This window comes from Streptomyces sp. NPDC048106, assembly GCF_040706415.1.
GTDB lineage: Bacteria > Actinomycetota > Actinomycetes > Streptomycetales > Streptomycetaceae > Streptomyces.
On sequence record NZ_JBEZND010000010.1, the window covers coordinates 158679 to 180968 of the forward strand.

26 protein-coding genes are annotated in these 22290 nt (G+C 71.9%); 20 read left to right on the forward strand and 6 right to left on the reverse strand.

What is annotated here, in order from left to right:
• Nucleotides 1–30 precede the first annotated feature (30 nt).
• Nucleotides 31–501: a 30S ribosomal protein S7 gene (rpsG, locus tag AB0927_RS13585; RefSeq protein ID WP_003992340.1), complete on the reverse strand. Its 471-nt coding sequence runs from the start codon at nt 499–501 to the stop codon at nt 31–33.
• A 2-nt stretch (nt 502–503) separates the two neighbouring features.
• The gene (rpsL, locus tag AB0927_RS13590) at nt 504–875 is read right to left on the reverse strand and encodes a 30S ribosomal protein S12 (RefSeq protein WP_003948652.1); all 372 of its coding nucleotides are present in this window, start codon (nt 873–875) and stop codon (nt 504–506) included.
• A 455-nt stretch (nt 876–1330) separates the two neighbouring features.
• On the opposite strand from rpsL, the gene AB0927_RS13595 reads away from it, so the two are divergent.
• From AB0927_RS13595 to AB0927_RS13620, 6 genes are all read left to right on the forward strand, one after another.
• A complete protein-coding gene (locus tag AB0927_RS13595) occupies nt 1331–2053 on the forward strand; it encodes a Crp/Fnr family transcriptional regulator (RefSeq protein WP_366667728.1) in 723 nt (240 codons plus the stop codon).
• 169 nt (nt 2054–2222) lie between these two features.
• On the forward strand, nt 2223–3077 hold the full coding sequence (locus AB0927_RS13600) for a hypothetical protein (RefSeq protein WP_366667729.1): 855 nt from the start codon (nt 2223–2225) through the stop codon (nt 3075–3077).
• The gene (locus AB0927_RS13605) at nt 3074–5236 is read left to right on the forward strand and encodes a hypothetical protein (protein ID WP_366667730.1); all 2163 of its coding nucleotides are present in this window, start codon (nt 3074–3076) and stop codon (nt 5234–5236) included. The genes AB0927_RS13600 and AB0927_RS13605 overlap by 4 nt, the downstream gene beginning before the upstream one ends.
• A gap of 16 nt (nt 5237–5252) precedes the next feature.
• On the forward strand, nt 5253–6431 hold the full coding sequence (locus AB0927_RS13610) for a PE-PGRS family protein (protein WP_366667731.1): 1179 nt from the start codon (nt 5253–5255) through the stop codon (nt 6429–6431).
• The gene (locus AB0927_RS13615) at nt 6428–6952 is read left to right on the forward strand and encodes a Pycsar system effector family protein (RefSeq protein WP_366667732.1); all 525 of its coding nucleotides are present in this window, start codon (nt 6428–6430) and stop codon (nt 6950–6952) included. Before AB0927_RS13610 ends, AB0927_RS13615 begins: the two co-directional genes overlap by 4 nt.
• 459 nt (nt 6953–7411) lie before the next feature.
• Nucleotides 7412–8416 (forward strand): M48 family metalloprotease, encoded by a 1005-nt coding sequence (locus tag AB0927_RS13620; protein WP_366667733.1) that lies wholly within the window; start codon nt 7412–7414, stop codon nt 8414–8416.
• Nucleotides 8417–8590: 174 nt separating this feature from the next.
• Here the strand turns inward: AB0927_RS13620 and AB0927_RS13625 are convergent, their stop codons facing one another.
• Genes AB0927_RS13625 through AB0927_RS13635 form a run of 3 tightly spaced genes read right to left on the reverse strand, consistent with a single transcriptional unit; the run spans nt 8591 to nt 9772 of the window.
• On the reverse strand, nt 8591–8806 hold the full coding sequence (locus tag AB0927_RS13625) for a helix-turn-helix domain-containing protein (RefSeq protein WP_366667734.1): 216 nt from the start codon (nt 8804–8806) through the stop codon (nt 8591–8593).
• A complete protein-coding gene (locus AB0927_RS13630; protein WP_366667807.1) occupies nt 8803–9429 on the reverse strand; it encodes a hypothetical protein in 627 nt (208 codons plus the stop codon). Before AB0927_RS13630 ends, AB0927_RS13625 begins: the two co-directional genes overlap by 4 nt.
• A 55-nt stretch (nt 9430–9484) precedes the next feature.
• A complete protein-coding gene (locus AB0927_RS13635) occupies nt 9485–9772 on the reverse strand; it encodes a WhiB family transcriptional regulator (RefSeq protein WP_366667735.1) in 288 nt (95 codons plus the stop codon).
• 304 nt (nt 9773–10076) lie between these two features.
• On the opposite strand from AB0927_RS13635, the gene AB0927_RS13640 reads away from it, so the two are divergent.
• The 5 genes from AB0927_RS13640 to AB0927_RS13660 all read left to right on the forward strand — a co-directional run bounded on the left by AB0927_RS13640 (nt 10077) and on the right by AB0927_RS13660 (nt 12736).
• Nucleotides 10077–10514 (forward strand): helix-turn-helix domain-containing protein, encoded by a 438-nt coding sequence (locus AB0927_RS13640; RefSeq protein WP_366667736.1) that lies wholly within the window; start codon nt 10077–10079, stop codon nt 10512–10514.
• A 247-nt stretch (nt 10515–10761) separates the two neighbouring features.
• Nucleotides 10762–11175 (forward strand): hypothetical protein, encoded by a 414-nt coding sequence (locus AB0927_RS13645; RefSeq protein ID WP_366667737.1) that lies wholly within the window; start codon nt 10762–10764, stop codon nt 11173–11175.
• Nucleotides 11176–11310: 135 nt separating this feature from the next.
• On the forward strand, nt 11311–11910 hold the full coding sequence (locus AB0927_RS13650; RefSeq protein WP_366667738.1) for a phage tail protein: 600 nt from the start codon (nt 11311–11313) through the stop codon (nt 11908–11910).
• 95 nt (nt 11911–12005) lie between these two features.
• Nucleotides 12006–12296, forward strand: a complete 291-nt coding sequence (locus AB0927_RS13655) for a hypothetical protein (RefSeq protein ID WP_285561844.1) — start codon at nt 12006–12008, stop codon at nt 12294–12296.
• 65 nt (nt 12297–12361) lie between these two features.
• Nucleotides 12362–12736, forward strand: a complete 375-nt coding sequence (locus AB0927_RS13660; RefSeq protein ID WP_366667808.1) for a hypothetical protein — start codon at nt 12362–12364, stop codon at nt 12734–12736.
• Between the two features lie 28 nt (nt 12737–12764).
• Here AB0927_RS13660 and AB0927_RS13665 read toward each other — a convergent pair whose 3' ends face one another.
• Entirely contained in the window at nt 12765–13562 is a 798-nt protein-coding gene (locus AB0927_RS13665) for a hypothetical protein (RefSeq protein WP_366667739.1), read from the reverse strand.
• 394 nt (nt 13563–13956) lie between these two features.
• On the opposite strand from AB0927_RS13665, the gene AB0927_RS13670 reads away from it, so the two are divergent.
• The 9 genes from AB0927_RS13670 to AB0927_RS13710 all read left to right on the forward strand — a co-directional run bounded on the left by AB0927_RS13670 (nt 13957) and on the right by AB0927_RS13710 (nt 22290).
• Nucleotides 13957–14169 (forward strand): hypothetical protein, encoded by a 213-nt coding sequence (locus tag AB0927_RS13670; protein ID WP_366667740.1) that lies wholly within the window; start codon nt 13957–13959, stop codon nt 14167–14169.
• A gap of 80 nt (nt 14170–14249) precedes the next feature.
• A complete protein-coding gene (locus AB0927_RS13675) occupies nt 14250–14696 on the forward strand; it encodes a hypothetical protein (RefSeq protein ID WP_366667741.1) in 447 nt (148 codons plus the stop codon).
• 159 nt (nt 14697–14855) lie between these two features.
• Nucleotides 14856–15440, forward strand: coding sequence for a hypothetical protein (locus AB0927_RS13680; protein ID WP_366667743.1), 585 nt, complete (start codon nt 14856–14858; stop codon nt 15438–15440).
• 40 nt (nt 15441–15480) lie between these two features.
• Entirely contained in the window at nt 15481–16677 is a 1197-nt protein-coding gene (locus AB0927_RS13685) for a phage tail protein (protein WP_366667744.1), read from the forward strand.
• Nucleotides 16674–17939: a tape-measure protein gene (locus AB0927_RS13690; RefSeq protein ID WP_366667745.1), complete on the forward strand. Its 1266-nt coding sequence runs from the start codon at nt 16674–16676 to the stop codon at nt 17937–17939. Before AB0927_RS13685 ends, AB0927_RS13690 begins: the two co-directional genes overlap by 4 nt.
• A gap of 26 nt (nt 17940–17965) precedes the next feature.
• Nucleotides 17966–18886, forward strand: a complete 921-nt coding sequence (locus tag AB0927_RS13695; RefSeq protein ID WP_366667746.1) for a phage tail protein — start codon at nt 17966–17968, stop codon at nt 18884–18886.
• 49 nt (nt 18887–18935) lie between these two features.
• Nucleotides 18936–20165, forward strand: coding sequence for a hypothetical protein (locus tag AB0927_RS13700; protein ID WP_366667747.1), 1230 nt, complete (start codon nt 18936–18938; stop codon nt 20163–20165).
• Nucleotides 20166–20179: 14 nt separating this feature from the next.
• Entirely contained in the window at nt 20180–21247 is a 1068-nt protein-coding gene (locus tag AB0927_RS13705) for a hypothetical protein (RefSeq protein ID WP_366667748.1), read from the forward strand.
• A 23-nt stretch (nt 21248–21270) separates the two neighbouring features.
• A complete protein-coding gene (locus tag AB0927_RS13710; RefSeq protein WP_366667749.1) occupies nt 21271–22290 on the forward strand; it encodes a hypothetical protein in 1020 nt (339 codons plus the stop codon).

The window sequence follows — 22290 nt, forward strand, 5'->3', positions numbered from 1 at the left end:
GTCTTCTCTCGGTCTCGATGTGGGTAGCGACTACCAGCGGTAGTGCGCGAAGGCCTTGTTGGACTCGGCCATCTTGTGGGTGTCCTCGCGCTTCTTCACAGCGGCACCGAGGCCGTTGGAGGCGTCGAGAAGCTCGTTGAGCAGACGCTCGGTCATGGTCTTCTCGCGACGGGCGCGGGAGTAACCGACGAGCCAGCGCAGCGCGAGCGTGTTGGCACGACCGGGCTTGACCTCGATCGGAACCTGGTACGTCGCACCACCGACACGGCGGGACTTGACCTCGAGGGTCGGCTTGATGTTCTCAAGCGCGCGCTTCAGCGTGATGATCGGGTCGTTGCCCGTCTTCTCACGCAGACCCTCCATGGCACCGTAGACGATGCGCTCGGCGGTGGAGCGCTTGCCGTTCAGCAGCACCTTGTTGATGAGGGAGGTCACCAGAGGAGAGCCGTACACCGGGTCGATGATGACCGGGCGCTTCGGGGCGGGGCCCTTACGAGGCATTCTTACTTCTCCTTCTTGGCGCCGTAGCGGCTGCGGGCCTGCTTGCGGTTCTTGACACCCTGGGTGTCGAGGGAGCCGCGGATGATCTTGTAACGAACACCAGGCAGGTCCTTCACACGGCCGCCGCGCACGAGCACGATGGAGTGCTCCTGCAGGTTGTGTCCCTCACCCGGAATGTAAGCGGTGACCTCGATGCCGCTGGTCAGACGCACACGCGCGACCTTGCGGAGGGCCGAGTTCGGCTTCTTCGGGGTGGTCGTGAACACACGCGTGCAAACGCCACGACGCTGAGGGGAACCCTCAAGTGCGGGCGTCTTGTTCTTCTCGACCTTGTCCTGCCGGCCCTTGCGGACCAGCTGCTGGATCGTAGGCACTACTTCTCCGGTTTCTGTGTGCCGAATAGGTAAAGCTAACCTGGAACATCTCCGACCCACGCGGTCGGGTGTGTCGAATCCGCCAGACTTCCGCCGCAAGGCGAGAAGGGCGCGAATTACGGTGGCCGATTGCGGCTCGCCGTACGGTTTCAAGGCACGCACAGGAGCCAGGGCACACCCCAGGCACAAGGTCTGAGAGTACCTACCTCACGGACTTCGGTCAAAACAAATGGAGCAGCCCCGACACGCTGGACTTCTCACCGCACCAGCATGGTTTGTCCCCATCGTCCGCCGACTGACCGCAGGGCGCCACAGCACGGCGTCGCGGCTGGTCGCGGCCCCTGCTCCGCCCTTGTCCACCGCATGGCCGGATCGCGCTCCTTGCCGGGCTGGTACGGGATGCGCATTCAGTACGTTGAATCGTCCACCGCGGTGAACGATTCGGGAGAGCCGGCATGGCGAGCAAGTGGACCGCGTCCGCACCGGACGACGGCGGTCTCGACGACCGGGTGCCCTTCCTGGCCCGGCTGGAGACTCAAGACCGGTCGGCGCTGCTCGCCCTCGGCCGGGAGCTCGCCTTCACCGCCCGGACCATCCTCATCCACCACCACGAGCCGTCCTCCCACGTGCTGATCCTCCTGCAGGGCTGGTCCAAGGTGACCGCGGCGGCGGCCAACGGCTACGAAGCGCTGCTCGCGCTGCGTGGGCCGGGCGACATCATCGGCGAGTCGGCCGCGCTGACCGGCCGTACCCGCTCGGCCACCGTGACGGCGCTGGAGCAGGTGCGGGCGGTGGCCGTGCAGCGCGAGCTGTTCACGGAGTTCCTGGCGCACTCCCCCGCCGTCTCCTTCGCGCTGCTCGGGCTCACCTCGGACCGCACCCGCGCCGCCGACCAGCGCCGGCTGGAGTTCGCCTCCATGACCGTCAGGGAACGCTTCGCGACCCTGCTGCTCGACCTCGCACGCACCCACGGCCGCCGCACCGCCGAAGGCGTCGAACTCTCCGTGCCGCTGAGCAAGCAGGAGCTGGCCGGCTCGGTCGGCGCCTCGCGCGAGGCGGTGCAGCGCCTGCTGAAGGAGCTGAGGGAGCGCGATGTGGTGCGCACCGGCCGCCGGGCGCTGGTGATCGTACGACCGGACGTGCTGCGCCGGCTCGCGCGGGCCGACGCGTCCGGGTGAGCGCCCGCGCACACGGCGCACTCCCCGGCTGACGCGACCTGTGCCCACAGTATGTGCACACGGTCACAGTCCCAGTGGGTCATCCGTCCTCACGCCCCCGCAGCTCCGCACGCCACCCTGCTGACGGCGGCGCAGCCCCCATCAGCACGGCACCGACCGAGAGGCAAGCATGAGAGATCCCGTGAACCGGACGATCCTGCTGTTCGACATCGAGAAGTACAGCGACCGGGACGATGTCGAGCAGGCCTGGCTGCGGCGCGTGCTCTACGACATCACCGACCGCGCCCTGGAACGCTCCGGCATCGACGAGACACTGCGGCAGCGGGCCGACCGCGGCGACTCCGTCATGGAGCTGATCGACGCGGGCGCGTCTGTCCCGGCCCTGCTGCGGACCCTGCTCACCGAGGTGCCCGCCCTGCTGCACGGGTACAACCGGCTGGCGTCGAGCTCTGCCCAGGTCCGGCTGCGGGGCGTGGTCGCCACCGGGTACGTGGCCGTGGACGAGCACGGCGGCTGGGTCGGCTCCGACCTGAACCACGCCTGCCGGCTGCTGGACGCCCCGCTGCTGCGCGCCGCCCTGCGGGAGCGGGACAACGGCTTCGCGCTGTGCGTGTCGGAGGGCGTGCACACGGGGATCGTCCGCCACGACCACCAGGGAGTGCCGGCCGCCGACTTCCATCCAGTGACCCTGACCAGCAAGAACGGGCCGCTGCAGGCGTGGCTGCACGGGCCCGTGCCGAGCGGCACGGCAGACCTCGGTGAGACGGGGGCGGGGGAGACCCCGGTGCCGGGCGCGTCGGGGGACGTCCCGGCACCGGGGACGCCGGGTGCCAAGGCCCCGGCGACCTCGGTCCAGGCCCCGGCCGCGCCGGGGTCGCCGGGCAGGGGTGGCGTGGTGTTCGACTTCGGTGGCGGATCGCCCCGGTTCGGCGGCGGCCTGGTGGCCGGTGACCAGCACGGCGTCTCCGGTGGGCAGGTCACCGGGGACGTCTATCTCGGCGGCACGGTGGGGGAGGGGGCATGACGGCTTCGGCCGCCGCCTTCGGCGACCCGGTTTCCCCCGAGCAGTCCCCGCCGGGGCAGCCGGCGTCCGACGAAGGCCCGTGGCCCTCCGCCGGTCCGGACCCGGAGGGGGAGAACAGCCACGAGGCCCGGGCCGCCCAGCGCGAACTGTTCGCGCACACCCCGGGCTTCTTCCTCGGCGAGGACACCCGCGTCGGCGGCAGCATGGTCGGCGGCGCCCAGCACGGCGTGTCCGGCGGCCGGGTGGACGGCGACGTGTACCTGGGCGGCCGTATCGAGTACCACAGCCACGGCCCCGCGGAGGCCACACTCAAGGCCTCCGGCGAGGTGCCCCGCGAGTCGGTCGAGGAGCTTGCCGCCGTCTTCGCCGAGGGACCCGCCTTCGCGGCCGCGCTGGAACGGTTACGCAAGGAACGGGTGCTGGTCCTCGTCGGTGCCCACGCCACCGGCCGCAACGCCGCCGCGCTGATGCTGGTACACCGCCTGGGCGTCCCCGCCGTCCACGCGCTGAGCCCCGAGACCGCGCCCGCCGCGCTGAGCGGCGCGCTCACCGAGCCCGGCGGCTACGTCCTGCGCGATCTGCCGCTCAGCCGCAACCGCCCGCTGCGCGACACCCATCTGTTCGCGGCCCGGGACCAGCTGGCCAGAACCGGCGGCTGTCTCGTCGTGACCGCCGAGAACTCGCCCCATCTGCCCGGGGTCACCCCATGCCCATGGGCGCCACCGACCGCCGAGGACGTCGTACGGGCCCTGCTCCGCCGGCACCGGCCCGGTGACGCCGACGCCCTGTTCGCGCTGCCGCCCGTGGCCCGCTTCCTCGCGGACACCGACCGCCGTCCGGCCGAGGCCGCCGCGTTCGCCGGGGCGCTGGCGGCGTACGACGACAGTCCCCAGGCGCTCACGCGGCTCGCGGACTTCGGGCAGGCCGCCGTCGAGGAGCAGTGCCGCACCTGGCTCGGCGATCCGGAACTGGGGTTGCGCGAGAAGGCATTCATCATCGCGCTGGCCGTCTTCGACCAGGCGCCCTACGTCCTGGCCGCCGAACTCGCCGACAAGCTGTTCCTGCACTTCGAACGGTTGCAGCACCCCGAGCGGCCGCCCACCGTTCCGGTGTTCGGCCCGCCTGCCGAGGACCGCCTCGCCCTCGCACGGGCCGCCAGCGAGGTGCGTCAGGAGCAGACCGAATGGGGGCCGGTCCCGCAGTTCATGGCCGCCTTCCGCGACGAGCGCACCCCGCCCGTCCTGCTCACCGAGGTGTGGACCGGGCACCCCTCGGCCCGCCCGGCCCTGGTCGGGTGGCTGAGGGAGCTCGCCCGTGACGGCCGCCCCCTGGTCCGCACCCGCGCGGCCGCGGCCGCCGCGCTGCTCGCCGTCGCCGACCTGCCCTCGACGATCGCACTGCTCGTCGACGGCTGGGCCACCGCACAGGCCGTCGGCCCCCGCGTCACCGCCGCCAACACACTCGCGCTGGCCCAGCTCCTCGACGTGCCGATCGTCCTACGGCTGCTCACCCAGTGGTGCACCGACGGCCACCAGGGACGGCGGTGGACCGCCATCCGCGCCCTCGGCCTGCTCGCCCCGCTCCGCCCCGACCTCGCCGGTCCGGTCCTGGACGCGCTGGCCGCCCGCGCCCGGATCGACGCCAGCAGCCCGGCCGAGCAGGACCACCTCACCGAGTCCGCCGCCCTGTTGCTGTCCGCCGGCCCGCGCCGCGAGGAGGTGCTCGCCGAGTTCGTACGGCTGCTGCCCCGGGACGCGCCCGCGGTCCGCGATCTCGCCCTGGCTGCCTTCGCCCGAGCCTGCGACAACGACGAGGAGGGCGCGCTCGTCGGCTGGTATGCCGACATCGGCATGTACCAGCAGGACACCGCCCGGGACCTGGCCACCCTGTGGCGCGCCGCGCTCAACGACCGCACCCACACCAGGCCGGCGCTGACGGCCCTGCGGACCTGGGTGCACGTCGCCGCTCGCCGCGCGGACGCCGCCACGGCCCTGGAACTGCTGCTGCCCGCCCTGGTCATCACCGCGGAGGACCGCAACCGTCTCGACCACGAACTACGCACGATGCGCGCGGAGGACGGCGGCCCTCGCCCACCGCTGGCCGAGCACTTGCTCACGGTGCTGCACCTGGCGCCGATGGGCTCTGAACGACCCAGATAACCAGAGGAGTTGAGCCATGGCGGACTTCCGCCGCCCACCGGAGTGGTCGCAGAACGCCGACCGGCACACCGCACTGATCGACCCGGTCCTGACCGTGCGTCCGATCTCGCGGTTCGACTACACCGTGCGCCGACAGGTCAGCGCGATCGACCACGCCCTGGTCTTCGTCACCGCGGGCGGCTCGTACGACGTCTACCTGCCGCCGCACCGCCCGAGCCGCGCGGAGGCCACGACCCGCCGCTACACCTCCGTGTACGAGGTGGACATGGGCAGCCACCCGGTCCAGCTCGAACTCGAGCTGCCCAGCGCCGACGACGCGTTCTCCTTCGGCGGCACCGCCGACCTCACCTGGCGGGTGGCGGATCCGAAGGCCTTCGTGGCGAGCGGCGAACGCGACGTGCCGACCCGGCTCGCCCGAGAACTGCACCAGGTGGGCCGCCCTGTCACCCGGAGCTTCCCCGTCGAGGACAGCCCGGGTGCGGAACGAGCCGTGCAGCAGGCGGTCACGGCGGAGGGCAGCTTCGCCGTGGGTACCGGCCTGCACGTCACCTGTGTGGTGCGGCTGCGCCTGGACGACGAGGCGATCGCCCACCGGCGGCGCCTGCGCACGCTGCGCTACGAGTCGGAGATGCTCGACCCCGAACACGAGTTCCGGATGCGCCAGGCGCAGCTCGACCACCAGCTGGAGGTGCTGCGCGAACGGCAGTCCCAGGAGCTGGCCGCAAAGAAGATCGACTTCTATCAGTACTGGCTCCGGCACGGGGGCGTCGCCGCGTGGGCCCTGCACCTCGCGGAGCACCCCGGGGACACCGGGTTGGTCATCGGCAACCTTCGGAAGGAGCAGCTCGGCGCCATCCGGCAGGAGCTCGAACTGATCGCCGGCGACACCCTGGAGGACTACCAGAAGGCCGAGGCGGCCCGCTCCGTCCTGCGCTCTGTCGACGGCCTCATGCGCGAGCAGGCGGCACCGCCCCAGGCCCTGCCCCCGGCCGCACCGCATCCGTACGTCCCTCCGCAGCCCGGCACCCCTCCCCCACCGCCCGGCCCCCCGGCCCCGTACGACCCGGCTCCGGGCGCGGAGACCCCGCAGGACGGACCGGCCCCCGCCGCCGCGCCCCCGCCGGCCGTGCCACCGGCACCCGGTACGCCCCCGCGGAGCCCGGACCGGCAAGCCTTCGAGGCGGGACCGCAATGACCGCCCCCGGCACCGCCACGCCGCCGAGTGCGCCCGTACGGCACACCGCGGAACGGCTGCTCGGTGAGTTGCGCGACGAGATCTCGCGGGCCGACGCCAAGGCCTCCGTCCTGGTGGCGGCGCTGGGTCTGGCGGCCGGGCTGTTCACCGGGCTGGTCGCCGGACGGAACTGGTCGCCGGGCCGGCTCTCCGGTCCCGCGGCCACCCTGTGGTGGGCCGGAGTGGCAGGGCTGACCCTGTCGCTGCTCGCCCTGCTGCTCGCGGTACTGCCCCGTTACCGCGCCGGGTCCTGGGCGGCCGGACGCCCCCTGTGCTACTTCGGCGATATCCACCAGGCGGTCCGGCAGGGCCGCTTGGCCGACGCACTCGCCGACACCGAACGGGACCCCGGCGCCGCCCTGTTGGCGGCACTCGCCGAGAACAGCCGGATCGCGGCATCCAAGCACCGCTGGATCCGTACCGGCCTGGTCGCCTTCTCCGCCGGTGTCCTGCTGCTGCCCACCGCCGCGCTCGTCGGCTGACGTCCCCGCCCGTGAAGGAGCCCGCTCATGCCCCAGCCGCCGGACCCGTCCGCACCGCTTCCGTACCCCGAACCACCGGCCCCGGAGGCCATCCCCACCCCACCGGCCTATCCGGACACTGCCACCTCCGCACCACCGAACCCGGCCATACCCACCCCCGCACCGCCCCCATACCCGACCACACCCACGCACCCGGGTGAGCCCGCGAATCCCCCGGCCCCCGCTCAGTACCCGGCCACCGCCACAACCCGGCCCCCCGCACCCCCGGCCTACCCCGCCCCGGTCCCTCCCTACCTGGGGCAGCCTCCGGTCCATCCCCCGTCGACCCCACCCGCAACCCAGCCCCCGGCCCACCCCGTCTCCGGCCCGCCCCGCCCGGGACAGCCCCCGGCCCACCCCGTCCAGGCCCACCACGCCCCGACCTACGCAGTGCCCTCTCCCGTCGTCGCCGTGCCGCCGATGCCGCAGCTCCCCCCAGGCGTGGCCCCGCCCGTGCCCGAGTTCGCGCCGGACGACCTCGAATACCGTCACCGCGGTGCCCGCCTGCACGTGGCCGAGCACCAGCGGGGGGCCGACATAACGGCGATCGGACGGCTGGCCGTGCAGGTGCCGGGGGCCCTGGTGAGCCTCGCCCTTGTCACTACCATCGCCCTCGGTCTCCTCGGGGTCGGCGTGGGCGCACTCGTGGTCGTGGCCTGGGCCGCCTGCGGTCTGCTCGTCTTCCACCGCCCGACCGAGCTGGCCTTGGCCCGCTTCGTGCTCAAGCTCCGCCGGCCCACCGCGCAGGAGCGGGCCCGCCTGGAACCGGTCTGGAACGAGGTGACGGCGCGCGCGGGCATCGAACCCGGCACGTATCAGCTGATGGTGCAGAACAGCGACGAACTGAACGCTGCCGCGGTGGCCGGCCATGTCGTCGCCGTCACGACCTACTCGCTCCACCGGATCCCGAGCAGCAACCTGGCCGCCGTGCTCGCACACGAGCTGGGCCACCACACCGGCGGCCACGCCTGGGCCGGCCTGCTCGGCTACTGGTACTCCCTGCCCGGCCGGATCGCCTGGGCAGTGACCCGGACACTCGCACGGTTCGCGCTCCTGATCACCGGCTTCTTCTCCCTGGCGGCGACCGCCGCCCTGGGCCTGTTCATGGCGGTAGTGGTGATCGCCGCGTTCATCTTCGCCTGGTACATCGCGGTTCCGCTCGTGCTCGCCCCGTTCTTGCTGGCCTACGCCGGCCGGCGCGGGGAACTGCGCGCCGACCAGCAGGCGGCGGAGCTGGGCTTCGCCCGTGAGCTGGCCGAGGTCCTGTACCACCTGCAGTCCGAGGAGACCACGATGAAGGCCGCCCTGGCCGCGCAGGGCCACAAGCTCAAGGAACCCGGTCCCCTGGGCCGGCTGCTGTCCTCCCACCCGGATCACCACACCCGGCTGACCGCCCTGGGGTCCTACGCGGGTCTGCCCCGCTGACGTCTTCCGGACATGCCGAAGGGCGGCCCCCCCGACGGGAGCGGCCGCCCTTCAAGCTGCTCGCTTGTGCGGGCTGGTGGCACCCACGGCGAGCTGCCGGCCGCGGCAAGGTACGACGACCGGTCGCCCGACGTTCGAAGGAACCGGCAGGCGAGCCGCGGAGCGACCCGGCGGTCAGGGGGACGGTGGGGCCGGGCGTCGGGTGGCGCGGCGGGTGGTGCGTTCGGCTTGGAAGACGTCCTCCAGGCGGAACAGGTGGGCGCGGCCCGACTTGCCGGCCGGCCGCAGATGGCCGAGCTGGACCCACTTGCGGATCGTCGCCGGGGCGACGCCGGCCTCCTGGGCCGCCAGGGGCGCGGGGATCAGGGTGGGAAGGAGGCGGTCGTTCATCGGGTGGCCTCCCCCTGCGCGGTCGTACGTCCCCACTCCCCTTCTTCCCACGCGTGCCGGTACGCCGGGTCGTCGTGGCAGCCGCAGAGCGGGTCGGCGCAGCGGCACGCGGGGTTGACGCAGAGGATCGCGGCGCGGTCGGGGAAGGCGCGCAGGGAGACCGAGTCGCACCAGGGGCAGCGGCCCGGCATGCGGACCACCGTCTCCGTGTCGCCCAGCGCGCGGGCGCACCGGCGGGCCATGCGGCGCGTCTCGTCCCGCACATGGGCGGCCAGCACGGGATCCGCGGAGACGTCGTCGAGCAACGCGGTGATGCGGCGCAGCCGTTCGGGCACCGTGGCCCGGCGGGCGCGCGGCAGGCCGAGCCGGTCGCGGACGGCCTCCTCCAGCTCGACCACCCCGTCGGTGAGATCGCGGATGGTGTCGGAGATGTGCAGCCGCAGCGGTGCGGCGCTGTAGCCGGGGGCGACCAGTCCGTGCCGTTGTTCGAGGAGCAGGGCTTCCGTTCGCTCCTCGTGGCGGCGGGCGGCGAGGTCCGGCGGCGGGGGTGCGGGGCGGCGCGAAGAGGCGGCGCGGCCGGGGGCCAGCTCGGCGGACAGCTCGGGGAACTGCTGGAGCAGCATGCCGAGCCACAGGGCCGCCTGGGCCGCCGGACGGTCGTCGGGCAGCGGGGACGCGTCAGACAAGTCGGCCTCCCGCCGGGGTGAGCGTCGGCGCGAGGTCCGCCGGAAGCGGCACCGGCCGGCCCGAGCGCCACAGGCGGCCCGCGCAGACCCCGTCGAACCAGTTGTCCGCCGGGGCGACGACCCGCTCGCAGTGACCGCGGACCGTGCAACCGGCGCACGCCCGGAGCGCGGGCGCGGCCTCCTTGACCTTCTTGGAGAAGACGACCTTGGGCGGCAGCCCGGCGCAGGCCGCGGCGGACCGCCAGCCGGGAGGATCGAGCGGCGGGACGCCACCGCTCATCCCGGGGGCGTCCGGAAGACGCGATGGGCACGAGCCGGAGACGGACATGGGGCCTCCTGATGGGGCGGAACGAGCGAGCACGAGCGGCCCTGGGTCCCCGGAGGGGGCGGACCGAACGCGCCCAGAGTTACAGATTGCGCGCGCGCTCGCAACAAACATTGCCCCAAGCCTCAGCGCCCTCTTTCGCCCCACCGCTCCATCCCGCCCCCTTTACACCCCCTTCACCGTGCTTGCACGAAAGCACGTAATACCGCGCGCGCAAGCAAGCTAAACTCGGAACCCCCGAAGGAGAGCGAGCACACAGATGACCAGCCAGGACCTGGCCGCGTTCGCCGCGTGGGTCGAAGACCTGATGCGTGACCGCGGATACGACATCGACAGCCCGCGGGGGGGCGGGAAGTCGCGGATCGCGGACGAGGCCGGGGTGCACCGCGCCGCCGTCACCCGGCTGCTGCAACGGCAGAGCATGCCGGACCTCGAAACCACCCGCCGGCTCGCCCGGGTGCTCGGCGTTCCGGTGCGCGAGATGCTGATCCGCTCCGGCCGGCTGACCGCGGAGGAGCTGGCCGACCCGCACGATCATCCGGCCTCCCCCGCGCCCAGCACCGAGCTCGGCCGCCGGCCCACGCTGGAGGAGGTCGCCGAACTGCTGGGAATCCCGGCCGACCGGCGCGAGATGTTCGTACGGGTCGTGGAGCAGTTCCTGCCGCAGGAGGCCGAGCAGGCGTCCCACGCCCCGTAGAAACACCCGCCCCCACCGAAGAAGCACACCGAAGAAGCACCCGCCCCGCGCGCGGGTGCATCGGCATGTCCGGCCGCTTCACCCATCCTTCGGCAACCGGCCGCCACCCTCGCCTCCATTTTAGTTGCGTGCGCGCACGCTCGTCTGTCACAGTTGGTGCAGCGGCGGAGCTGTGCCCACCGGCCTCCGCCGCCACCCCACCCGCGCCCCGCGCGCCCCGCAGCCCGCAGCCCCGAGGTGACCCGGTATGACCACACCCACTCCACCGAGCACGTTCCCGGACGTCGAGGCCCTCGTGGTCGACATCCTCAAGCAGGACCCCGCGCTCGCCACCGCGCTCGTCGCCGTACAGCCCCCGTCGACCTTCGACGGCACCACCGCCGCCGTACTCGTCAACCGGCGCGGCGGCGCCTGGGTCGGCGAACTCCACGTCGACCAGCCGCTCATCGAGCTGGAGGTGTACGGCCCGACCAAGCAGGCCGCACACGTCCTCGCCAACGAGGCCCGCCGCGCGCTGCTGGCCACGGCCGGCAACCGGTACGGCACCAACCTCGTCACCGACGTGGAGGAACAGGACGGCCCGCGCTGGCTGCCCGACTACCTCTACCGCGCGGCCAACCGGTACGTGAGCGTGCACAAGGTGTACCTCGACGTGTACTGATCCGTACCCGGTCGTCCAGCCGACGGCCGCCGCGCCACCCCCAGACCGAAGGCCCCGCCCTCCCCATCCCGGCGGGGCCTTCGCCGTACCCGGAACCGCCGGGCACGGCACCCCCGATAAAGGAGAGACACCACCATGGCAGGTACCAACACCTCCGAGATCCGCGTCGCCGGAGTCGGCCGTCTGTACGTCGCCGGCCCCGACACCAAGGTCCCGACGACCTTCTCCGCCGACGGCTCCGCCGACTGGACCGGCTGGAAGGACCTCGGTTTCACCTCGGGTGACGGTGTGACCTTCAGCAAGAAGGACAAGCTGGAACCGATCGACGTGTGGCAGGCCGTCAGCCCGGTGCACTTCGTGTACTCGGACCGCGACCTGACGCTGAAGTTCTCGCTGCTCCAGTTCAACGAGGACACGCTGCCGTTCTTCATGGGCGGCGGCGCCGTCGACCAGGTGACCGGCGCCACCGGCGTGTACCAGTACGACATCGCCGAGCGCCCGTTCGCCGACGTGCGCGCCCTGGGCCTGGAGTTCACCGACGTCCGGGCCAGCGACGGCTCCACCGTGACCTACCGCTTCGGCATCCCGCGCGGCCAGGTCACGGCGGCCGACGACATCAAGCTGGCCCGCAAGGCCGCCTCCCAGCTCGGCATCACCTTCACCGCGATGTCCGCGGCGGACGGCTCCGCGCTGGCCAGCTTCGTGATGAAGGACTCGGCGTACGCCCAGGCCTGATCCGGCCTGAAACCGGCGGGGCGGACCACGGCCCGTCCCGCCGGCCCCCTCCTTCCCCTTCCCCTGTCCCACGGACTCAAGGAGTACGCGTCACCATGGCCCGTTTCGACGTCAACGCCGCCCGCGCCCAGCGCCTGGAAGCCCTCGGCCGTACCTGGTCGTTCGACCTGGACGGCGAGAACTACACCCTGCCCACCGAGCTGAGCCGCGCCACCGCGAAGGCGCTGCGCAAGCTCGACGACAACGACGTGGACGGGCTGCTGCGGCTGCTGATGGGCGAGAAGCAGTTCGCCCGCTTCGAGCAGCACGAGGTCACCATGCAGGACATCGCCGCCATCCTGGAGGCCTACGGCAAGGAGACCGGGCTCGGCCTGGGGGAAGACTGAGCCTCGTCGGGTTCGTCGACGAACACGCCGAGGCGCTCGAAGCGGACCTGCTCCGCTACTACGGCATCGACCTGCTCGACTGGCACCGCGACCGCCTCTCCGCCCGGCGGCTCTCGGTGCTGGTCAAGCACCTCCCCCGGGACAGCGCCCTCAACCGCGAACTCCACGGGGAGGCCGCGGACTGGTCGGTGACGGACCACCTGCTGGCGGCGGCCGTGGACCATCTCGCCGCCGCCAACTGGATGTTCGCCTGCGTCAACTCCGGCGAGGGCGACGAGCCGGAAGCGCCGGTGCCGGTGCCGCGGCCGGAGTACCGGGACGCGGAGGAGGACACGGAGTCCCGGGCGGAGGAGGGCGAGAGGGGGGCCGGACCGCGGTCCGCCACCACCCCGAGCGGCCCACCGCCGTCCCCCTCCCAGCTGGCGCACTTCTTCGGCTGAGCGGGGTACGGGACCGCCCGCGTCCGGCTCATCTGCGTACCGGCGGCCCCGGCTGGTCGTCGCGGCGGCGGGGCTGGGGGACCCGGCCCTCCAGTTCGTCGGCGAGGGCGCGGGCGCGGTCGGAGAGGCGGGGGCGGTCCTCGTCGGGGGCCGGCGGTTCCTTCGGGTCCGCGCGGCGGGCCTTGCCCGGGGCGTCGTTCTGCCGCGCCAGCGGAGGCACGCTCGGGCGGCCGTTGCGGCGCAGCACCGGGCGCCGTTCGGAGGGGGCCGGCCTTCTCTCCCGTAGCTCGCGGGCGGAGAGCAGGATGTCGGCGGCGGAGCCGGAGTCGGTCTCCGGTCCGTCCGCGCCGGTCTCCCCTGCTGCCGGCTCCCAGCCGTCCTCGGTGGCGCCTTCGCCTTCGTCGGCGGCACCGGACACCGGCGTCCCGTCCGCGACCGTCCTCTCCCGCTCCCCGCGCTGTTCGACGCGCGTCAACTCGACGGGCGGCCGGTGGAGTTGGACGTACGGCAGCGGTATGACCTCCCCACCGTCCCCCTCACCCCCGGCCCGGCGGGCCCGGCGCGGGCGGCGGCCGGTGCGGGCGTCCTCCTGGCCCTGGAGGTAGGCGGCGGTGATCCGCTGTTCGTACGCCTGCCGTACGGCGGGGAGTTCCTCGTCCACCACATCGGCCCAGCCGGCGCTGTACGCGGCCAGTTCCCGCCGGTCGAGTTCGGCGCGCGGCAGGACCACGAGGTCGTCGGGCGCGTAGCCGAGGCTGAGGACGAGCTCGGAGACACGGGCGATGAGATGAGGCAGATCCGGGGCCTGTTCCAGCCAATCGATCATGTGCCGTTGCCGCGCACCGCTCGCGTCCCCGTCCACCCCGTAGGCCCTGCTCTCGTCCCTGCCCCATCGCGCCCCCGCGCGAGAACGGCTGCCCCACCGCCGTCCACCGTCGTCTGACCGGCCCTCAGACCCCGTGTGTCCCCAGGACGTTCACTGTTGCTTCACCGACGGGAGGAACGGCCGGATCCTACTCCACGGCTTCGCCGCGCCCTCTCTCCGACCCCTGCGTCACCGCAGGTGGAGTCCGGGAGCGGAGCGCAAGCTCCCGGCCAAACCTCGAACGGCCCGCGGGGTTTACTCGTACACTAGTTCGAACAGCACGCTTCGAACGCCACGGAGAAGCGCCACACGCACCACAGCGGGACCCAGCGGACAGACCGGAAAGCAGGACGACATGGCGACTGGCACCAGCAACCTCCCGGAGCAGCCGAGCGACACCTACGCCCGCCTCGCCGCCCTCCTGCACTCCCCCGCCCCGAACCCCGAGGCCCTGCTGGACCGGCTGTACGAGGAGCTGCTCGCGCGCGAGTCCCGGGCGTACGCGGCGGGCTGGTCGGACGCGCTGGCAGAGGTACGCCGGCCCCGCCCGGCCCGGCCCGGCGCCTGACGCCGCCCGGATCGGACAGTGGCCCGTATGGCACCGGTCCCGTAATCTCGTCGCCCCCAGGAGCTCTACCCGGAGGCGCAGTGACCGACACGGCGGACAGACGGAGCAAGGGACGCACGTTGATCTTCTGCGCGGTAGGGCTGCTCGTGCTGATCGGGGCGCTGGGGATCACCCACGCCGTCCGTGAGACCGATTCCCGTGCCGCCGCGGTGGCGGACACCGGCAAGGCGTTCCTGAGGGCCCTTGGTTCGGATGACGGCAGACGCGCGTGTGCCCGCATGACCCGGACCGCGCAATCCGCACTCGCCATGGAAGAGCACCGGCACAGCTGCCCAGGGGCTGTCGACGCCCTCGTCGGTCCCCTCGACGACACCGAGCGGCACCGGCTGGCCGACTCCTACGCCTCCACGTTCTTCGCGAGGGAGGGAAGCTTCGGACACGTCAATGTCCGCGACAACCCGCTTCAGATCACCGAGTTGCTCCTTTCCGAGAGCCAGGGCAGCTGGCTGGTCGCTGAAATGAAGTAGTCGGGCCGCCTGAACCCGGTTCTCCCGCAAAAGGGGTCGTCAGTTCGCTGACGGCCCTTTGTCGTGCGCGGGAGAAGAACTGCCTGCCCGCTACCGCCCGCACCACCGACCCCGAGCACTGGAGACACCATGGGAACCCCTCCCGAAGATCCGTACAGGATGCTCAACGAACAGTTGGCGGAAATCGTCAGCGAGACCAAGAAGAAAATAGAAGAGGTCACCGGAGCTGCCTGGGACAGCGCCGGAAGTTTCCTCGACAAGCCGGCGGTGGCGATGCACGCCGACCCCAACGCCAGCTCTATCAATGCGTCGAGCCAGGCCCTCTACTACAGCCAGCAACTCGGAAAGTTCGACGTCAGTGCGGTGACCACGTCGTTCGACGCGTTCAAGGTGGACGAAAGCGGCATCTCCTTCATGGGCGCCAAGCTCTACGAATTCCCCTGGGTCTCGAAGATCGAGGAAAAGTTCGGCACGGCCTCGGCAAGCGCCAAGAAGGTCGAGGACCTGGAAAAGAGAATGGCCACCGCGGAGCAAACCATCAACGGCGATGCGCGCACCGCCGAGTCCCGGAACCGCGAGATCTACGGTTACAAGGAAGAGTCGGAAAGGTCATTCCAGCGCATCAAAGATATCCATGGAGAAGCCAAGACCTTCGCCCAGGACGTCGAGCGCCGGACCAACGCGGCCAAGGACGAGCTGGTGAGGGTCATCGAGGCGATCGACCAGGCGATCGGCAGGTCCTGATGCCTGCCGGCCATCCAATTCCCAGCAGATGGGGTGAACCATGTCACTCGTGAGTTCCCTGAACAGCGCGTCGACTGCGCTGAAGGGGTTCAAGACCCAGGCCGGGGCGGCCGGTACCGCGGCGAAACAGCTCGGCGACAAGGCGAAGACGGGAGGGGGACAGCTCAAGGGTGTCAAGTCGTCGGCCCAGGAGTCCAGCACCCAGCTGAAGAACCTCAAGACCGCTTCCGACCAGGCCGAGAAGTCCCTCGGCAAGGCCGGCAAGACCGGTTCCAGTGCCGGAAGCAACCTCGGGAAGTACGAGTCCGGGGCGAGCAAGGCGGCCAAGGGCCAGGACAAGATGAACAAGTCGATGAAGGGCAACTTCTTCGGCATGCTCATGGACCTGCTCCAGCCGCTCATCCAGAAGGTCGTCGACATGGCGACCCGTTCGAAGACGATGCAGAAGGTCATGAAACAGGCCTTCACCGTCATCAAGACCGTGATCAGCAGCGTCATGAAGGCCATCGGGCCGATCATGAAGAGCGCCGGCAAGCTGATCCAGTCCGTCTGGACCGGCGTCAAGTCGACGGTCTCGTCCATCTTCAAGAGCATCGCAAGCGCCATCCGGTCCGCCGTCAACACCTGGAAGTCGGTCATCGACGGCGCCCTGAAGGCGATCAAGTCGGTCGTCTCCGGCGCCTGGAAGGCCATCAAGGCCGTCATCTCGCCGGTCGTCAACTGGATCAAGTCCGCGATCCCGAGCGCCTTCAAGGCCGTCAAGGACCGGCTGTCCAGCATCTGGGGCGGCCTCAAGGGCATCGCGAGCAACGCCTTCAACGGCATCAAGAGTGCGGTCACCGGCCCCATCAACGGCGTCATCGGCATCATCAACCGCGCCATCAGCGCCCTCAACGGCATCCACGTATCCATCCCCGGCTGGGTCCCGATGGTCGGCGGAAAGACCTTCGGCGTCAGCCTTCCGCACATCCCCGCCCTCGCCACCGGCGGTGTCGTCATGCCCGTCTCCGGCGGTGTGCCCGCGATCCTCGCCGAGGCCGGTGAGGCGGAGGCCGTGCTGCCGCTGAGCAAGCTCGACCTGCTGCTGCGCCGGGCCGCCGCGCGGGGTCGTACGTACGGCGGTGCCGCCGGTGCCGACGGCGGGGCGCTGCACATCGAGCACTACTACGCCGCCGAGACCAGCAGCCCGCAGCGGACCGCCGACGCGCTGATGTTCCTGGCGAAGGCGCGCGGATGAGTGCGGCGACACCGGCCGACCCGCTCGCAGGCGCGGTATCCGCCCTGCGTTCCTTCCAGTCCCGGCTGGAACAGGGCAGTGGCAGCCTGCGACAGCTCGTCGACCGGATCAGGAACGCTGCCACCGCCGTCGGCGGTCTGCGCCCTGCCGCCGACGGTTCGACCTCCGCCGTACGCGGCACGAAGACGAACGCCGACGCCGCCGCCCGCTCTCTCACCAACGTCGGGCGTTCCGCCGGCAGGGCCAAGTCCGGCGTGAAGTCCTTCGGCGGCCGCGCCAAGGGCGGGTACAAGGCGCTCGGCAAGCTGGTGACAGGACTGGGTGTGCTGGCCCTGGTCGCCGGGCTCGTCGACGTCGCCGGCCCGCTGGGCGGCCTCATGGACAAGTTCGGCACCGCCATGACCATCGGCTCCGGCGTCATGCTCGCCATCAACCTCGTCACCCGCGCCAACCCCGTCGGCTTCCTCACCGGCGTCCTCCTGCCCGTCGCCGGCTGGCTCCTGGATCTCGCGATGAACTCCGAGACCGGGCAGCGGCTGATGCAGCAGCTCGCCACGCTGGTGCTGAAGTACGTCGAGTCGGTGCTGACCGTCCTCACGCCGGTGCTCAAGATCATCGCGACGCTGGTGGGCACGTACGTGAAGGGGTACTTCACCGTCATCCGCGCCGCGCTCACCGTCCTCGGCGTGCTGATCGGCACCGAGTTCGCCCTCCTCAAGGCCCTCACCACCGGCGACACCCGCGCCCTCGACGGCAGGGTGTCGGCGATCTGGAACGAGCTCAAGGCCACGGTGCGGCCGGTGCTGGACTGGATCAGCAAGGACGTGCCCCGGATGTTCCAGCGGATCAAGGACGCGGTCTCCGGGACCCTGAACGGCATGGGGCGGTTCGTCACCACCGGGGCGCAGACCGTCGCCGGGGTCGTCAAGGGGCCGATCCAGGGGCTGGTCGCGTTCGCCAACTGGGTCATCGACGGGCTGAACAAGATCAGCTTCAGCTTCTTCGGCAAGAAGTTCGGCGTCCACCTGGACAAGATCCCGATGCTCGCCGCCGGCGGCGTCGCGGTCCCCGGCGCCCACTCCCGCGCCGGCCGGGTGCTGCCCCTGACCGCCCTCGACCGGCAGCGCGCGCTCGCCGCCCGGCACCGGACCACCACGCAAGCCCGCCACCGGGTCAAGGAGTTCCACGAGAGCAGGAGTGCCGGTGCCCACGGCACCGCGGAGGACCTGCTCTTCCTGGTCTCCGCCCATGCCTGCCCATGACGACAGCCAAGTGAGGTGACGGCCCCATGGCCGACCTGACCACCACCGCGTACACCGACGACCTCCCACCCGGCTCACTCATCACCCTCGACGGGCAGATGCAGTGGGCCGGACTGCTGCTGGGCCCCGGTACGCCGTACGAGATCGACAGCGGCGGCCTCACCGGCTGGGAGGACCTGCCCGACTACGACACCACCGACGCCGACCACCCCACCGCGCACGGCGCCTGGCCGGGCGCCCGCTACGCCAAGCCCCGCAAGGTCGGCGCCACGGTGTGGACCGTACCGCCGCAGGACGACACCGCCTCCTCGCTCGCCGCGATGCGCGCGCTGCGCCAGGCGCTGCTGCTCGGCGACGACGAACGCTGGCTCGCGGTGCGGCTGCACGGCGAGACGCTGGCCATCCGGGCGCGGGTCAGCCAGCGGGTGCTGGCCGCCGACCGGACGTACACCACACAGGGCGTCTCCAAGGCGGCCGTGCAGTGGTACGCCACCGACCCGCGCCGCTACGCCATGGCCGAGCAGACCGCCGTCACCGGTCCCCCGCAGCCGGAGAGCGGGCTGACCTGGCCGCTGACCTGGCCGCTGTACTGGGGGCAGGCGGACTCCACCGGTGACGTGGACGCCGACAACGACGGCTCGGCACCCACCCACCCGGTGCTCACCTTCACCGGCCCGTGCCTCAACCCGACCGTCACCGACCGGACCTCGGGGCTCCGGCTGCGCTACGAGATCGCGCTGGCCGCCGGTGACGAGCTGGTCGTGGACACCGCGGAGGGCACCGTCACCCTCAACGCCACCGCCTCCCGCCGGCACACCGCGGCCGCCGACAGCAGCCCCGAGGAGCTGTTCGCCTTCGAACCGGGGCGCGCCCGCCTCTCGTTCCGCCCGGACAGCCACGACGCCGGTGCCCGCCTCACCGTCCGCTGGCGCTCGGCGGAGTGGTGAGACCCGCGCCCGCCCGCATCCCAGCCACGAGAACACGGGAGACCGACAGATGAACCTCCGCAGCTCATGGGTGGCCGAGACCGGCCAGACCCGCGAGGACACCCGACTCACCCAGATCGGGGCGACCACCCCGGCCAACCCGCTCGAAGTCCGCTCCGGCATCCTCCCCGGGTCCTACGACGGTCTCAACCGGCTGTCCGGCTTCTGGCTGGACGGCACGGCCGGCACCATGCAGGCCACCGTGCACGAGGGCCGGGCCGTCGTCGCGGCCGGTGCCACCCAGGGCGCCTACCCGGTCACGCTGCCCGAACCGGCCCCCCTGACCTTCGCCGACGGCGAGGACAACCCCCGTATCGACCTCGTCGTGCTGAAGATCTACGACGCGCTGTACGACACCGGCACCCCCGGCGGCAGCCGGCCCTCCACGGCCACCCTGGAGATCGTCAAGGGCACCGCGGACCCCAACCCGCAGCCGCCCGCCGCCCCGGCCATCGGGCTGCCGCTCTACCAGGTCCTGGTCCGCGCCGGGATCAGCGCGGGCAAGGGCGGCATCAACTGGAGCACCGACGTCACCGACCTGCGCACCCCCACCGTCGCGGTCGGCGGCATCCTGCCGGTCGTCGGCGACACCGGCAACGGCGCCTACCCGGGCCAGTACCGCGACTCCGGCGGCGCGCTCCAGCGCTGGGACGGCTCGGCGTGGGTGTCGTACCCGAGCGCGCTGGGCGGCATCGCCCCGGCCGGCACCGCCAACACGGCGAGCTACACCGGGCAGTACCGGGACTCCTCGTCCGGGCTGCTCCAGCGCTGGAACGGCTCGGCGTGGGTGTCGTACCAGCCGGTGCCGAAGTGGACCGACTACACGCCGGTCTGGGGGGCCGAGACCGGCGCCAAGCCCGTGCTCGGCAACGGATCGCTGAACGGGTCGTACGTGAAGATGGGCAATGTCGTCACGGTCCGCATGTATCTCAGGATCGGCTCCACGACCAACCTCTCCGCCCAGGACCCGAACGCCAACTGGACCTTCTCGCTGCCCGTCGCGCCGGTCTCCACCGCCTGGAAGCTGGACGGCCGGACGCTGACCGCGGTCGCCTACGACTCGTCGGCGGAGTACTTCTACCAGGGCACCGCCATGCTGGCGACGACGGGCGGCGGCATCGCCCGCTCGCTGCGCGACGGCTTCTCGTTCAGCGTCGGCATCTGGGACAAGGCGCTGCCGATGGCCTGGGGCGCCAACGACACGCTGACCCTCTTCGGCACCTACGAGTCCGCCTCCTGACGAAAGGGCCTGCCATGACCGTCAGTTCCGCATGGCTGTCCCCGGACGGCCAGACCCGGGCGGACACCCGGGTCACCCAGACCGGGGCGCTCACCCCGGTCACCGAGAGCACCGGACGCTCCGGCGTGCTGCCGGGCTCCACCGGCGGGCAGTACGTCACCGGGGGCCTGTCGCTGACCGGCACCACCGGCACCATGACCGCCCAGCTCGGCGCCGGCCGCGCGGTGATCCAGACCTCGCCGGTCCGCGGCGCCTACCCGGTGACCGTCACCGAGCCGGTCCCGCTCACCTTCGCCGACGGCGACGCCCAGTACGGCCGGATCGACCTGGTCGTGCTGCGGATCTACGACCACGACTACGACGGCAGCGGCCGTTACGAGGCCGTGCCCGAGATCGTCCCGGGCAAGCCGGTCGCCACCCCCACCGCGCCCACCGTCCCGGACGCCTCGCTGCCGCTGTTCGCGGTGGCCGTCCCCGCGGGCGCCGGCGCCGCCAAGGGCATCGACTGGACCACCGCCCTCACCGACCTGCGCTCCCCCACGGTCGCGATCGGCGGCATCCTGCCGGCCCGCGCCGGTGACACGGCCGCCGGCGCCTACCCGGGCCAGTACCGCGAGTCCTCGGCCGGGGCGCTCCAGCGGTGGAACGGCTCGGCCTGGACCTCGGCCGTGGTCCCGTCGGCGTTCAGCTGCGACATGGCCGCGGGGTCCACCAACTCGACGGCGTACACGTCCACCCTGGCGGTCACGACCGTCAGCGCGCTGAGCCTCTCCTTCGTCGCGCCGCCCAGCGGCGCGGTGCTGCTGCACTTCGGCGCCCGCATGTGGACCACCGACAGCACCAACAGCTCCGCCTTCATGATCCCGCAGGTCACCCAGAACAACACCGTCGTCTACACCGCGAACGACAACTCCGCCTGCATGTACGGCGGCCCGGTGAGCGGCTCGGTCGCGACCATGTGGCGGATGTACGGCCTGACGCCGGGCCTCGTCCACACGATGACCGCCATGCACCGCTCCAACGACGCCAACGTCACCTGCTGGTTCGACAACCGCTTCATGCGCGTCGATCCCGCCAACTGACATCCCTTCGAGAGGAGTTCGACGTGGCCGCACGCTCGGTCTGGCTGTCCCCCGACGGACAGTCCCGTGAGGACACCCGCCTCGTGCCGCTCGGCACGATGACCCCCGTCTCGCCCGTCGCCGTCCGCTCCGGCATCCTGCCGGGCTCGGCCGACGGCACGACCCGCCTGTCCGGCTTCGCCGCGGAGGGCGTCGCCGGGACCATGAACATCACCGTCCACCCGGGCCGGGCGGTGCTCCAGGGCCCCGACGGCCAGGGCGCCTACCCGGTCGCCCTCGCCGAGGACCTGACGGTCACCTTCACCGACGGCGACGCCCAGTACGACCGGGTCGACCTGATCGTGCTGCGGATCTACGACCACGACTACGACGGCAGCGGCCGTTACGAGGCCGCGATCGAGGTCGTCCCGGGCAGCGCGGGCGCCACTCCCACCGCCCCGCCCGTCCCGCCCCTCGCGCTGCCGCTGTACGAGGTCCGCGTCCCGAAGGGGGCGAGCGCGAGCACCGCCCCGAACTGGAGTTCGGTCATGACCGGGCGCCGTACCGCCACGGTGGGCCTGGGCGGCATCCTGCCGGTCACCAGCGACACCACCAACGGCGCCTATCCGGGCCAGTACCGGGACCTGGGCAGCGTCCTCCAGCGCTGGAACGGCACCGCCTGGGCCGACTACCAGCCGCCGGTCGCCGTGGAGACCACCACCAGCGGCGCCACCGCGGCCACCGACTGGTCGGTGCTCAGCTACAGCGCCCGCCGTACCCACGGGGTGTGCTCCTTCACCCTGGCGCTGGCCCGCACGGGCGCCAACCTCGTCGCGACCGCCGCCGGCACCACCAACCCGGGCAACGTGAACGACACCCAGATCGCCACCCTGCCGACGGGCTGGCGCCCGGCCCAGGACAGCTACGCCATCGCCACCGACGGATACGCGGACGGCAGCGTCCGCATCCTCCCCGACGGCTCGGTCCTGCTGCTCACCTGGGCGACCAGCGGCATCATCCAGACCGGCAACAACGTGCGGATCTCCGCCTGTTACGTGCTCTGA